This window comes from Lysinibacillus sp. G4S2 (assembly GCF_030348505.1).
Lineage (GTDB): Bacteria > Bacillota > Bacilli > Bacillales_A > Planococcaceae > Lysinibacillus.
In genome coordinates this window covers 117120-131293 of record NZ_JAUCFJ010000002.1, presented here as the reverse complement: position 1 = coordinate 131293, position 14174 = coordinate 117120, and the positions used below count along the sequence as shown (strand labels likewise).

The 14174-nt window shown below is 47.6% G+C and carries 2 protein-coding genes, 11 tRNA genes and 5 rRNA genes; all 18 read right to left on the bottom strand.

Annotated features, from left to right (window positions below; all coding sequences use genetic code 11):
- Nucleotides 1-176: 176 nt before the first annotated feature.
- Nucleotides 177-3104: ribosomal RNA gene (locus QUF91_RS01005) — 23S ribosomal RNA — on the bottom strand.
- Between the two features lie 88 nt (nucleotides 3105-3192).
- Nucleotides 3193-3268: transfer RNA gene (locus tag QUF91_RS01000), tRNA-Ala, on the bottom strand.
- A 12-nt stretch (nucleotides 3269-3280) separates the two neighbouring features.
- Nucleotides 3281-3357 (bottom strand) — tRNA-Ile (locus tag QUF91_RS00995).
- Between the two features lie 94 nt (nucleotides 3358-3451).
- Nucleotides 3452-5003 (bottom strand): 16S ribosomal RNA (locus tag QUF91_RS00990).
- A gap of 145 nt (nucleotides 5004-5148) precedes the next feature.
- Nucleotides 5149-5224: transfer RNA gene (locus QUF91_RS00985), tRNA-Ala, on the bottom strand.
- 24 nt (nucleotides 5225-5248) lie between these two features.
- Nucleotides 5249-5325: transfer RNA gene (locus QUF91_RS00980), tRNA-Pro, on the bottom strand.
- A 10-nt stretch (nucleotides 5326-5335) separates the two neighbouring features.
- Nucleotides 5336-5412 (bottom strand) — tRNA-Arg (locus tag QUF91_RS00975).
- A 17-nt stretch (nucleotides 5413-5429) separates the two neighbouring features.
- A tRNA-Leu gene (locus QUF91_RS00970) sits at nucleotides 5430-5518 on the bottom strand.
- A gap of 5 nt (nucleotides 5519-5523) precedes the next feature.
- Nucleotides 5524-5598: transfer RNA gene (locus QUF91_RS00965), tRNA-Gly, on the bottom strand.
- 46 nt (nucleotides 5599-5644) lie between these two features.
- Nucleotides 5645-5729 (bottom strand) — tRNA-Leu (locus QUF91_RS00960).
- Between the two features lie 21 nt (nucleotides 5730-5750).
- Nucleotides 5751-5826: transfer RNA gene (locus tag QUF91_RS00955), tRNA-Lys, on the bottom strand.
- A gap of 7 nt (nucleotides 5827-5833) precedes the next feature.
- Nucleotides 5834-5909: transfer RNA gene (locus tag QUF91_RS00950), tRNA-Thr, on the bottom strand.
- 3 nt (nucleotides 5910-5912) lie between these two features.
- Nucleotides 5913-5988 (bottom strand) — tRNA-Val (locus QUF91_RS00945).
- Between the two features lie 10 nt (nucleotides 5989-5998).
- Nucleotides 5999-6114 (bottom strand): 5S ribosomal RNA (rrf, locus tag QUF91_RS00940).
- 113 nt (nucleotides 6115-6227) lie between these two features.
- Nucleotides 6228-9155: ribosomal RNA gene (locus tag QUF91_RS00935) — 23S ribosomal RNA — on the bottom strand.
- 181 nt (nucleotides 9156-9336) lie between these two features.
- Nucleotides 9337-10888 (bottom strand): 16S ribosomal RNA (locus QUF91_RS00930).
- Together the 16S, 23S and 5S rRNA genes with 11 tRNA genes alongside form the textbook arrangement of a ribosomal RNA operon.
- A gap of 846 nt (nucleotides 10889-11734) precedes the next feature.
- Nucleotides 11735-12007 carry a hypothetical protein gene (locus tag QUF91_RS00925; RefSeq protein ID WP_285399003.1) on the bottom strand — a complete coding sequence of 91 codons (273 nt, stop codon included), beginning with the start codon at nucleotides 12005-12007 and terminating at the stop codon, nucleotides 11735-11737.
- 526 nt (nucleotides 12008-12533) lie between these two features.
- A complete protein-coding gene (gene lysS / locus QUF91_RS00920) occupies nucleotides 12534-14036 on the bottom strand; it encodes a lysine--tRNA ligase (protein ID WP_285399005.1) in 1503 nt (500 codons plus the stop codon).
- Nucleotides 14037-14174 lie beyond the last annotated feature (138 nt).

Sequence of the window (14174 nt, the reverse complement as noted above, 5' to 3'; positions counted from 1 at the left end):
TTTCAATATACGTCGCATTTCTTCGTCAGCTTCTGTCGTTCAGTCAGTCACGTACTTGAGTACGCTCCTTTCCTCTCTCCATCTCTTCCTCGAACTACTCGTATCTTGAAACCCTTGATGAAAGAATAATTGTTCTTTCAAAACTGGATAAACGTGCATTGAATGTTTCAAACATTGTGGTTAAGTCCTCGATCGATTAGTATTCGTCAGCTCCATGTGTCACCACACTTCCACCTCGAACCTATCTACCTCATCGTCTTTGAGGGATCTTACTTACTTGCGTAATGGGAAATCTCATCTTGAGGGGGGCTTCATGCTTAGATGCTTTCAGCACTTATCCCGTCCACACATAGCTACCCAGCGATGCCTTTGGCAAGACAACTGGTACACCAGCGGTGTGTCCATCCCGGTCCTCTCGTACTAAGGACAGCTCCTCTCAAATTTCCTACGCCCACGACGGATAGGGACCGAACTGTCTCACGACGTTCTGAACCCAGCTCGCGTACCGCTTTAATGGGCGAACAGCCCAACCCTTGGGACCGACTACAGCCCCAGGATGCGATGAGCCGACATCGAGGTGCCAAACCTCCCCGTCGATGTGGACTCTTGGGGGAGATAAGCCTGTTATCCCCGGGGTAGCTTTTATCCGTTGAGCGATGGCCCTTCCATGCGGAACCACCGGATCACTAAGCCCGTCTTTCGACCCTGCTCGACTTGTAGGTCTCGCAGTCAAGCTCCCTTGTGCCTTTACACTCTACGAATGATTTCCAACCATTCTGAGGGAACCTTTGGGCGCCTCCGTTACCTTTTAGGAGGCGACCGCCCCAGTCAAACTGTCCGCCTGACACTGTCTCCTACCCCGCTAAGGGGCATGGGTTAGAATTTCAATACAACCAGGGTAGTATCCCACCGACGCCTCCTTCGAAGCTGGCGCTCCGAGATCTCTGGCTCCTACCTATCCTGTACAAGTTGTACCAAAATTCAATATCAGGCTACAGTAAAGCTCCACGGGGTCTTTCCGTCCTGTCGCGGGTAACCTGCATCTTCACAGGTACTATAATTTCACCGAGTCTCTCGTTGAGACAGTGCCCAGATCGTTACGCCTTTCGTGCGGGTCGGAACTTACCCGACAAGGAATTTCGCTACCTTAGGACCGTTATAGTTACGGCCGCCGTTTACTGGGGCTTCAATTCGCAGCTTCGCTTGCGCTAACCACTCCTCTTAACCTTCCAGCACCGGGCAGGCGTCAGCCCCTATACGTCACCTTACGGTTTTGCAGAGACCTGTGTTTTTGCTAAACAGTCGCCTGGGCCTATTCACTGCGGCTCTCATGCGCTTGCACGCTCAAGAGCACCCCTTCTCCCGAAGTTACGGGGTCATTTTGCCGAGTTCCTTAACGAGAGTTCTCTCGCACACCTTAGGATTCTCTCCTCGACTACCTGTGTCGGTTTGCGGTACGGGCACCTCTCACCTCGATAGAGGCTTTTCTTGGCAGTGTGAAATCAGGAACTTCGTCCATACGGACTCGCCATCACAGCTCAACGTTACAGTGTGCGGATTTGCCTACACACACGCCTTACTGCTTGGACGCGCACAACCAACGGCGCGCTTACCCTATCCTACTGCGTCCCCCCATTTCTCAAACGGTGAGGAGGTGGTACAGGAATATCAACCTGTTGTCCATCGCCTACGCCTATCGGCCTCGGCTTAGGTCCCGACTAACCCTGAGCGGACGAGCCTTCCTCAGGAAACCTTAGTCATACGGTGGACGGGATTCTCACCCGTCTTTCGCTACTCATACCGGCATTCTCACTTCTAAGCGCTCCACCAGTCCTTCCGATCTGACTTCAACGCACTTAGAACGCTCTCCTACCACTGACATCATAGATGTCAATCCACAGCTTCGGTGAATCGTTTAGCCCCGATACATTTTCGGCGCAGCGTCACTCGACCAGTGAGCTATTACGCACTCTTTAAATGATGGCTGCTTCTAAGCCAACATCCTGGTTGTCTGTGCAACGCCACATCCTTTTCCACTTAACGATTACTTTGGGACCTTAGCTGGTGGTCTGGGCTGTTTCCCTTTTGACTACGGATCTTATCACTCGCAGTCTGACTCCCGTGTATAAATATCTGGCATTCGGAGTTTGTCTGAATTCGGTAAACCGGGATGGCCCCCTAGTCCAAACAGTGCTCTACCTCCAGTATTCTCATCACGAGGCTAGCCCTAAAGCTATTTCGGAGAGAACCAGCTATCTCCAAGTTCGATTGGAATTTCTCCGCTACCCACACCTCATCCCCGCACTTTTCAACGTGCGTGGGTTCGGGCCTCCAGTAAGTGTTACCTCACCTTCACCCTGGACATGGGTAGATCACCTGGTTTCGGGTCTACGACCACGTACTAATTCGCCCTATTCAGACTCGCTTTCGCTGCGGCTCCGCCTTCTAAAGCTTAACCTCGCACGTAATCGTAACTCGCCGGTTCATTCTACAAAAGGCACGCTATCACCCATTAACGGGCTCTAACTACTTGTAGGCACACGGTTTCAGGATCTCTTTCACTCCCCTTCCGGGGTGCTTTTCACCTTTCCCTCACGGTACTGGTTCACTATCGGTCACTAGGTAGTATTTAGCCTTGGGAGATGGTCCTCCCGGATTCCGACGGAATTTCACGTGTTCCGCCGTACTCAGGATCCACTCAGGAGAGAACGAACTTTCGACTACAGGGCTTTTACCTGCTCTGGCGGACCTTTCCAAGTCGCTTCATCTAACTCGCTCTTTTGTAACTCCGTATAGAGTGTCCTACAACCCCAAGAGGCAAGCCTCTTGGTTTGGGCTCTTCCCGTTTCGCTCGCCGCTACTCAGGGAATCGATTTTTCTTTCTCTTCCTCCAGGTACTTAGATGTTTCAGTTCCCTGGGTCTGCCTTCAAGACGCTATGAATTCACGTCAAGATACTACGCGATTAAACGTAGTGGGTTCCCCCATTCGGAAATCTCCGGATCAAAGCTCACTTACAGCTCCCCGAAGCATATCGGTGTTAGTGCCGTCCTTCTTCGGCTCCTAGTGCCAAGGCATTCGCCGTGCGCCCTTAATAACTTAACCAAGTTATTAAGCCTATAAAAAACTTAAAAATAAATGTGTTTGTTACAATTTCAATGTCGTTTTATCCAGTTTTCAAAGAACAAAAAAATGGTGGAGCCTAGCGGGATCGAACCGCTGACCTCCTGCGTGCAAGGCAGGCGCTCTCCCAGCTGAGCTAAGGCCCCAAGAGGTATATATGGTGGGCCTAAATGGACTCGAACCATCGACCTCACGCTTATCAGGCGTGCGCTCTAACCAGCTGAGCTATAGGCCCTCTTAGAAGTTTTATATTTAGTCATAAACCTTCAAAACTGAACGCAAAACGTAATCTTACAAACCCTAGGTTTGTATTCCGAAAATATCCTTAGAAAGGAGGTGATCCAGCCGCACCTTCCGATACGGCTACCTTGTTACGACTTCACCCCAATCATCTATCCCACCTTCGGCGGCTGGCTCCAAAAGGTTACCCCACCGACTTCGGGTGTTACAAACTCTCGTGGTGTGACGGGCGGTGTGTACAAGGCCCGGGAACGTATTCACCGCGGCATGCTGATCCGCGATTACTAGCGATTCCGGCTTCATGTAGGCGAGTTGCAGCCTACAATCCGAACTGAGAACGACTTTATCGGATTAGCTCCCTCTCGCGAGTTGGCAACCGTTTGTATCGTCCATTGTAGCACGTGTGTAGCCCAGGTCATAAGGGGCATGATGATTTGACGTCATCCCCACCTTCCTCCGGTTTGTCACCGGCAGTCACCTTAGAGTGCCCAACTAAATGATGGCAACTAAGATCAAGGGTTGCGCTCGTTGCGGGACTTAACCCAACATCTCACGACACGAGCTGACGACAACCATGCACCACCTGTCACCGTTGTCCCCGAAGGGAAAACCATATCTCTACAGTGGTCAACGGGATGTCAAGACCTGGTAAGGTTCTTCGCGTTGCTTCGAATTAAACCACATGCTCCACCGCTTGTGCGGGCCCCCGTCAATTCCTTTGAGTTTCAGTCTTGCGACCGTACTCCCCAGGCGGAGTGCTTAATGCGTTAGCTGCAGCACTAAGGGGCGGAAACCCCCTAACACTTAGCACTCATCGTTTACGGCGTGGACTACCAGGGTATCTAATCCTGTTTGCTCCCCACGCTTTCGCGCCTCAGCGTCAGTTACAGACCAGAAAGTCGCCTTCGCCACTGGTGTTCCTCCAAATCTCTACGCATTTCACCGCTACACTTGGAATTCCACTTTCCTCTTCTGCACTCAAGTCCCCCAGTTTCCAATGACCCTCCACGGTTGAGCCGTGGGCTTTCACATCAGACTTAAAGGACCGCCTGCGCGCGCTTTACGCCCAATAATTCCGGACAACGCTTGCCACCTACGTATTACCGCGGCTGCTGGCACGTAGTTAGCCGTGGCTTTCTAATAAGGTACCGTCAAGGTACAGCCAGTTACTACTGTACTTGTTCTTCCCTTACAACAGAGTTTTACGATCCGAAAACCTTCTTCACTCACGCGGCGTTGCTCCATCAGGCTTTCGCCCATTGTGGAAGATTCCCTACTGCTGCCTCCCGTAGGAGTCTGGGCCGTGTCTCAGTCCCAGTGTGGCCGATCACCCTCTCAGGTCGGCTACGCATCGTCGCCTTGGTGAGCCGTTACCTCACCAACTAGCTAATGCGCCGCGGGCCCATCTTATAGCGACAGCCGAAACCGTCTTTCAGTGTTTCACCATGAGGTAAAACAGATTATTCGGTATTAGCCCCGGTTTCCCGGAGTTATCCCAAACTATAAGGTAGGTTGCCCACGTGTTACTCACCCGTCCGCCGCTAACGTCAAAGGAGCAAGCTCCTTCTCTGTTCGCTCGACTTGCATGTATTAGGCACGCCGCCAGCGTTCGTCCTGAGCCAGGATCAAACTCTCCATAAAAAGAAATTTGATTAGCTCAAATTGTTTTGCTGGCATCATGTTTGATGTCCAAAATTTTGTTTTGTTCACTAACTCAAGGTTAGCTACTAAAAACTTTATTGATTACGTTTTGCTTGTTCAGTTTTCAAGGTTCATTAAAGTTAAATGGTGGAGCCTAGCGGGATCGAACCGCTGACCTCCTGCGTGCAAGGCAGGCGCTCTCCCAGCTGAGCTAAGGCCCCATAGTTAATATTATTTTTAGGAAATGGTCGGGAAGACAGGATTCGAACCTGCGACCCCTTGGTCCCAAACCAAGTGCTCTACCAAGCTGAGCTACTTCCCGTTTGTTATATTGGCGCGCCCGACAGGAGTCGAACCCATAACCTTCTGATCCGTAGTCAGACGCTCTATCCAATTGAGCTACGGGCGCTAATTATTAAAATAAAATGGTGCCGAGGGCCGGAATCGAACCGGCACGGTAGTCACCTACCGCAGGATTTTAAGTCCTGTGCGTCTGCCAGTTCCGCCACCCCGGCACATTTGGAGCGGAAGACGAGGTTCGAACTCGCGACCCCCACCTTGGCAAGGTGGTGTTCTACCACTGAACTACTTCCGCATGTGCATAAGATTTATTTATCCTGGCAATTATTAAATTTAAAATATGGTGCGGGTGAAGGGAGTCGAACCCCCACGCCTTGCGGCGCTAGATCCTAAGTCTAGTGCGTCTGCCAATTCCGCCACACCCGCATATTTTGTTGGCAATTTAAATGGTGAGCCATGAAGGACTCGAACCTTCGACCCTCTGATTAAAAGTCAGATGCTCTACCAACTGAGCTAATGGCTCAAAACTATGGTGCCGGCGATAGGAGTCGAACCCACGACCTACTGATTACAAGTCAGTTGCTCTACCAACTGAGCTACACCGGCAAATGGTGGAGGATGACGGGCTCGAACCGCCGACCCCCTGCTTGTAAGGCAGGTGCTCTCCCAGCTGAGCTAATCCTCCTGGGTATTATGCCTAGCGATGTCCTACTCTCACAGGGGGAAGCCCCCAACTACCATCGGCGCTAAAGAGCTTAACTTCCGTGTTCGGTATGGGAACGGGTGTGACCTCTTTGCCATCATCACTAGACTATTTTAAAGACAAGATTTATTATAACATATTTCGTTATAATTGCAAGCTTTTTTTAAAACTTTCTTGTTCTTTCAAAACTGGATAAACGTGCATTGAATGTTTCAAACATTGTGGTTAAGTCCTCGATCGATTAGTATTCGTCAGCTCCATGTGTCACCACACTTCCACCTCGAACCTATCTACCTCATCGTCTTTGAGGGATCTTACTTACTTGCGTAATGGGAAATCTCATCTTGAGGGGGGCTTCATGCTTAGATGCTTTCAGCACTTATCCCGTCCACACATAGCTACCCAGCGATGCCTTTGGCAAGACAACTGGTACACCAGCGGTGTGTCCATCCCGGTCCTCTCGTACTAAGGACAGCTCCTCTCAAATTTCCTACGCCCACGACGGATAGGGACCGAACTGTCTCACGACGTTCTGAACCCAGCTCGCGTACCGCTTTAATGGGCGAACAGCCCAACCCTTGGGACCGACTACAGCCCCAGGATGCGATGAGCCGACATCGAGGTGCCAAACCTCCCCGTCGATGTGGACTCTTGGGGGAGATAAGCCTGTTATCCCCGGGGTAGCTTTTATCCGTTGAGCGATGGCCCTTCCATGCGGAACCACCGGATCACTAAGCCCGTCTTTCGACCCTGCTCGACTTGTAGGTCTCGCAGTCAAGCTCCCTTGTGCCTTTACACTCTACGAATGATTTCCAACCATTCTGAGGGAACCTTTGGGCGCCTCCGTTACCTTTTAGGAGGCGACCGCCCCAGTCAAACTGTCCGCCTGACACTGTCTCCTACCCCGCTAAGGGGCATGGGTTAGAATTTCAATACAACCAGGGTAGTATCCCACCGACGCCTCCTTCGAAGCTGGCGCTCCGAGATCTCTGGCTCCTACCTATCCTGTACAAGTTGTACCAAAATTCAATATCAGGCTACAGTAAAGCTCCACGGGGTCTTTCCGTCCTGTCGCGGGTAACCTGCATCTTCACAGGTACTATAATTTCACCGAGTCTCTCGTTGAGACAGTGCCCAGATCGTTACGCCTTTCGTGCGGGTCGGAACTTACCCGACAAGGAATTTCGCTACCTTAGGACCGTTATAGTTACGGCCGCCGTTTACTGGGGCTTCAATTCGCAGCTTCGCTTGCGCTAACCACTCCTCTTAACCTTCCAGCACCGGGCAGGCGTCAGCCCCTATACGTCACCTTACGGTTTTGCAGAGACCTGTGTTTTTGCTAAACAGTCGCCTGGGCCTATTCACTGCGGCTCTCATGCGCTTGCACGCTCAAGAGCACCCCTTCTCCCGAAGTTACGGGGTCATTTTGCCGAGTTCCTTAACGAGAGTTCTCTCGCACACCTTAGGATTCTCTCCTCGACTACCTGTGTCGGTTTGCGGTACGGGCACCTCTCACCTCGATAGAGGCTTTTCTTGGCAGTGTGAAATCAGGAACTTCGTCCATACGGACTCGCCATCACAGCTCAACGTTACAGTGTGCGGATTTGCCTACACACACGCCTTACTGCTTGGACGCGCACAACCAACGGCGCGCTTACCCTATCCTACTGCGTCCCCCCATTTCTCAAACGGTGAGGAGGTGGTACAGGAATATCAACCTGTTGTCCATCGCCTACGCCTATCGGCCTCGGCTTAGGTCCCGACTAACCCTGAGCGGACGAGCCTTCCTCAGGAAACCTTAGTCATACGGTGGACGGGATTCTCACCCGTCTTTCGCTACTCATACCGGCATTCTCACTTCTAAGCGCTCCACCAGTCCTTCCGATCTGACTTCAACGCACTTAGAACGCTCTCCTACCACTGACATCATAGATGTCAATCCACAGCTTCGGTGAATCGTTTAGCCCCGATACATTTTCGGCGCAGCGTCACTCGACCAGTGAGCTATTACGCACTCTTTAAATGATGGCTGCTTCTAAGCCAACATCCTGGTTGTCTGTGCAACGCCACATCCTTTTCCACTTAACGATTACTTTGGGACCTTAGCTGGTGGTCTGGGCTGTTTCCCTTTTGACTACGGATCTTATCACTCGCAGTCTGACTCCCGTGTATAAATATCTGGCATTCGGAGTTTGTCTGAATTCGGTAAACCGGGATGGCCCCCTAGTCCAAACAGTGCTCTACCTCCAGTATTCTCATCACGAGGCTAGCCCTAAAGCTATTTCGGAGAGAACCAGCTATCTCCAAGTTCGATTGGAATTTCTCCGCTACCCACACCTCATCCCCGCACTTTTCAACGTGCGTGGGTTCGGGCCTCCAGTAAGTGTTACCTCACCTTCACCCTGGACATGGGTAGATCACCTGGTTTCGGGTCTACGACCACGTACTAATTCGCCCTATTCAGACTCGCTTTCGCTGCGGCTCCGCCTTCTAAAGCTTAACCTCGCACGTAATCGTAACTCGCCGGTTCATTCTACAAAAGGCACGCTATCACCCATTAACGGGCTCTAACTACTTGTAGGCACACGGTTTCAGGATCTCTTTCACTCCCCTTCCGGGGTGCTTTTCACCTTTCCCTCACGGTACTGGTTCACTATCGGTCACTAGGTAGTATTTAGCCTTGGGAGATGGTCCTCCCGGATTCCGACGGAATTTCACGTGTTCCGCCGTACTCAGGATCCACTCAGGAGAGAACGAACTTTCGACTACAGGGCTTTTACCTGCTCTGGCGGACCTTTCCAAGTCGCTTCATCTAACTCGCTCTTTTGTAACTCCGTATAGAGTGTCCTACAACCCCAAGAGGCAAGCCTCTTGGTTTGGGCTCTTCCCGTTTCGCTCGCCGCTACTCAGGGAATCGATTTTTCTTTCTCTTCCTCCAGGTACTTAGATGTTTCAGTTCCCTGGGTCTGCCTTCAAGACGCTATGAATTCACGTCAAGATACTACGCGATTAAACGTAGTGGGTTCCCCCATTCGGAAATCTCCGGATCAAAGCTCACTTACAGCTCCCCGAAGCATATCGGTGTTAGTGCCGTCCTTCTTCGGCTCCTAGTGCCAAGGCATTCGCCGTGCGCCCTTAATAACTTAACCAAGTTATTAAGCCTATAAAAAAACTTAAAAAATTAATGTGTTTGTTACAATTTCAATGTCGTTTTATCCAGTTTTCAAAGAACAAGTTTTGAAGTGTTTCATTCGTAAGAATGAACCTTCAAAACTGAACGCAAAACGTAATCTTACAAACCCTAGGTTTGTATTCCGAAAATATCCTTAGAAAGGAGGTGATCCAGCCGCACCTTCCGATACGGCTACCTTGTTACGACTTCACCCCAATCATCTATCCCACCTTCGGCGGCTGGCTCCAAAAGGTTACCCCACCGACTTCGGGTGTTACAAACTCTCGTGGTGTGACGGGCGGTGTGTACAAGGCCCGGGAACGTATTCACCGCGGCATGCTGATCCGCGATTACTAGCGATTCCGGCTTCATGTAGGCGAGTTGCAGCCTACAATCCGAACTGAGAACGACTTTATCGGATTAGCTCCCTCTCGCGAGTTGGCAACCGTTTGTATCGTCCATTGTAGCACGTGTGTAGCCCAGGTCATAAGGGGCATGATGATTTGACGTCATCCCCACCTTCCTCCGGTTTGTCACCGGCAGTCACCTTAGAGTGCCCAACTAAATGATGGCAACTAAGATCAAGGGTTGCGCTCGTTGCGGGACTTAACCCAACATCTCACGACACGAGCTGACGACAACCATGCACCACCTGTCACCGTTGTCCCCGAAGGGAAAACCATATCTCTACAGTGGTCAACGGGATGTCAAGACCTGGTAAGGTTCTTCGCGTTGCTTCGAATTAAACCACATGCTCCACCGCTTGTGCGGGCCCCCGTCAATTCCTTTGAGTTTCAGTCTTGCGACCGTACTCCCCAGGCGGAGTGCTTAATGCGTTAGCTGCAGCACTAAGGGGCGGAAACCCCCTAACACTTAGCACTCATCGTTTACGGCGTGGACTACCAGGGTATCTAATCCTGTTTGCTCCCCACGCTTTCGCGCCTCAGCGTCAGTTACAGACCAGAAAGTCGCCTTCGCCACTGGTGTTCCTCCAAATCTCTACGCATTTCACCGCTACACTTGGAATTCCACTTTCCTCTTCTGCACTCAAGTCCCCCAGTTTCCAATGACCCTCCACGGTTGAGCCGTGGGCTTTCACATCAGACTTAAAGGACCGCCTGCGCGCGCTTTACGCCCAATAATTCCGGACAACGCTTGCCACCTACGTATTACCGCGGCTGCTGGCACGTAGTTAGCCGTGGCTTTCTAATAAGGTACCGTCAAGGTACAGCCAGTTACTACTGTACTTGTTCTTCCCTTACAACAGAGTTTTACGATCCGAAAACCTTCTTCACTCACGCGGCGTTGCTCCATCAGGCTTTCGCCCATTGTGGAAGATTCCCTACTGCTGCCTCCCGTAGGAGTCTGGGCCGTGTCTCAGTCCCAGTGTGGCCGATCACCCTCTCAGGTCGGCTACGCATCGTCGCCTTGGTGAGCCGTTACCTCACCAACTAGCTAATGCGCCGCGGGCCCATCTTATAGCGACAGCCGAAACCGTCTTTCAGTGTTTCACCATGAGGTAAAACAGATTATTCGGTATTAGCCCCGGTTTCCCGGAGTTATCCCAAACTATAAGGTAGGTTGCCCACGTGTTACTCACCCGTCCGCCGCTAACGTCAAAGGAGCAAGCTCCTTCTCTGTTCGCTCGACTTGCATGTATTAGGCACGCCGCCAGCGTTCGTCCTGAGCCAGGATCAAACTCTCCATAAAAAGAAATTTGATTAGCTCAAATTGTTTTGCTGGCATCATGTTTGATGTCCAAAATTTTGTTTTGTTCACTAACTCAAGGTTAGCTACTAAAAACTTTATTGATTACGTTTTGCTTGTTCAGTTTTCAAGGTTCATTTCGTTGTCGTTTTGTTTTGACAACTTTTATAGTTTAACATTTTTCATTTTCGTTGTCAACTCTTTTTTCAAAAGTTTTCCAACTTCGTTTCAGAAGTTAAGTGACAACTCTTATATAATATCATTCTCGAATTTCGATGTCAACATCTTTTTTAATGTTTTTTCGAACTCGTTTTTGTTTCTTGCGTCGTCTTAACGACAAGTAATAATTTATCACGAATCTAATACATTCGCAAGTGTTTTTCCGCTATAAAATTATCTTTTTTATAAATCTTGAATTAGTAAGCTATTTTACGATTTTTCGAGCACCAAATAACTCTTGTAATCTCCTAGCATACCACTTTATTTGTTTTACTATACATCTCTTTCTTGAAAATCTCAACAAACTAAACAAGAAGAGTCTTACTTCTATTAAAAATATAGCCCCTTTTTAAGGATACTTTCTCAAGCTTTCTTTGAAAAACATCTAAGATCCTACACATTAGAATGCATCATCACCCTTCTAACACGTCATTTACATATTGCACTAACCAATACTCAATCAAGAAAAAAGGAGCCAAAGTGATTCTCCTACACCTCGACTCCTACTTATTCATGTTTGTTACTTCTTTATTGTTCCGCTTCATAATAAGATATAATACTTGTTCCCTTTTCAATGCGGAATTCAACATTGTTTTTTAAAACTTAAATCTAAAAATCTACTAATTTAAATTAATTATCTTGTTTCTCAACTATATCCAGGCACCAAGAGAAATTATCCCACGCAGAATACCAGCCACTGAAGATTTCGGAAGAATCATCCCAACGGACGTCAAATTTCTTCTGACCGTTTATATCCACTAAATATAAAGATAGGGTCGGATCTATCTTAGAAACTGCTAATTTCATACCATTTTCAAGTTCTTCTTCAGTTAACTGAACATCTGAAACTGAACGTAGCTGCGCCTGTTCAAATACATGTTTGTTAAAGATTTTATAATTCATTATAAGCCTCCAATAAAACTTCTATTAATGTCTATTTCTACTTTATCTGCAAATTATAGAACTCTTAAAGTATACCCTATATTCATTTGCCGTTTAAACACCTTATTAATTCTTTTCAATTTAAACTTTTTAAACATAAACCAATTAATACTAAATCATCGCTTCAGATGCAAACCAGGAATCTCGCCCTAGCATTCCACCATACCGACTCCGACTTTCATTCATTTCTCACCGAATGAAGCCATTGTATATTCTATTTATAGCTATACTCTATTCTTTCACCAAGGAAAATGTCCAGTATTATTAAAGACATTAGAGGCAGTCTGAACCTACCTAATCAATTATACCTCGGCATAGTTGCGTCTAGATCATTAATTTGAAATCCAAATTTATCAGGGCATCGTTTAATTTAACTTTCAAAAAAACAGGAGCCTCAGTGCATCTCCTGCACCTCGGCTCCTGCTTATTCACAATTGTCCACTATAATATGAAGCAATTCTTTTTCATTGCGCTATTCATAAAACAACTATTTAGTAATATGACGCATTGTTGGGAATAATAATACATCACGAATTGATGGTGAATTTGTAAGAAGCATAATTAAACGGTCGATACCAATACCTAATCCACCTGTTGGAGGCATACCATATTCCAGCGCTTCAATGAAATCGTTGTCCATTTCGTGCGCTTCATCGTTACCAGCTGCTTTTTCAACTAGCTGAGCTTCAAAGCGTTCACGTTGATCGATAGGATCATTTAGTTCTGTAAAGGCATTTGCGTGCTCACGGCGAACGATAAATAATTCGAAACGGTCAGTGAAACGCTCGTCCTCTGGATTTTTCTTCGCTAGAGGCGAGATTTCCACTGGATGGCCATAAACAAACGTAGGCTGAACAAGAGTCTCCTCAATCTTTTGCTCGAAGAACTCGTTAATAATATGTCCTACCTCATGTGTTTCTTTAACCTCTACTCCATGTTCTTTAGCAAGTGCTTGAGCTTGTTCCTTAGTCATAGGCTGCCAGAAGTCTACACCTGTAGCTTCTTTTACTGCATCTACCATATGAACTCGTTTCCAACCTACAGCAAGGTTAATCTCATCTTCACCGTATTGAACTGTGGTAGTACCCAAAACTTCTTGAGCTACATGAGCAATAAGGTTTTCTGTTAGAGACATAATATCTTTGTAGTCTGCATAAGCTTCATACAGCTCTATCATTGTAAATTCAGGGTTGTGGCGTGTTGAGATTCCTTCATTTCGGAAAACACGACCAATTTCATACACTTTCTCTAGTCCACCTACGATTAAACGTTTCAAATGCAGTTCAATAGCAATACGCATGTATAATTCCATATCAAGCGCATTGTGATGTGTAATAAATGGACGAGCCGCTGCACCACCAGCAATTGTATGAAGCATTGGTGTTTCTACTTCTAAATATCCTGTGTTATCTAAATAGTTGCGGATAGCACGGATGATTTTAGAACGTGTAATAAATGTTGTTTTACTATCCTCATTCGTCATTAAATCTAAATAACGTTGACGATATCGTTGTTCAACATCTTGTAAGCCATGGAATTTTTCTGGCATAGGGCGTAGAGCTTTTGATAGGAATGTAAACTCTTCAGCCTTTACTGAAAGCTCTCCTACTTGCGTTCTGAAAACATTACCACGAATCCCTACGATATCACCTAGGTCAGCTTGTTTAAATAATTCATACGCTTCTTCGCCAACGTGATCTTGACGAACATAAATTTGAATTTGGCCACCTAGATCTTGAATATGTGCAAAGCCAGCTTTTCCTTTACCACGTTTCGTCATAATACGACCCGCAATAATAACCTCTTGTAGGTTTTCCTCTAGCTGCTCTTTTGTTTGATCTGCAAATTGTTCACGTACTTCTGTTGATAAATGAGTACGTTCAAAACGACTACCAAATGGATCTTGACCATTTTCTCGAATAGCTGTCATTTTTTGGCGTCTCACCAAAAGCTGATCATTTAATTCTTCTATGTTTGACACTTGTTTCACTCCTTATTAAATTGTCCGCGTTACGTTTACGTCCATAATATTTCTATTGTACACAATTTTATTGCTGTAATCATCTGTTTCGACGTAATTTTCCATAAGAGGAGGAATAATTTATAATTCTAAAAACTAAAGTTAGCA

What these genes read in the sequence shown, in the direction of transcription:
- QUF91_RS00925 (WP_285399003.1), bottom strand. Translation starts at nt 12,007, where the DNA reads ATGAATTATAAAATCTTTAACAAACATGTATTTGAACAGGCGCAGCTA.